We start from the raw sequence: 240 nt of genomic DNA, 5'->3' as shown, positions 1-240 counted from the left end.
ATAATTATCAATACAGGGTTAACCAGAAGTGGAGCATGGATGGATATCAATCATATTAAAGAGAAGAATATCAGAAGTTGCGAATGCCGCTGTGGAGCCGTCAATTTAGTCTGCAGAGGCGAGCCTCAACGCACCTCCGTATGCCATTGTTATGAATGTCAGAAGCGCACCGGAAGTGTGTTCGGGGTTCAGGCTCGATTTCCCATAGAACAAGTGACACTCAACGGAGAGGTCACTTCC

Annotated in this window: 1 protein-coding gene; it reads left to right on the top strand. The window is 46.7% G+C overall.

The window, feature by feature from the left end; genetic code table 11:
- A partial coding sequence (locus tag AB4496_RS23015) for a GFA family protein (RefSeq protein WP_372132093.1) occupies positions 1-240 on the top strand: 240 nt, incomplete at both ends.

The organism is Vibrio sp. 10N.222.46.A1 (assembly GCF_041473595.1).
Taxonomy (GTDB): domain Bacteria; phylum Pseudomonadota; class Gammaproteobacteria; order Enterobacterales; family Vibrionaceae; genus Vibrio; species Vibrio tasmaniensis_A.
This window is presented reverse-complemented; position numbering and strand designations above follow the sequence as displayed.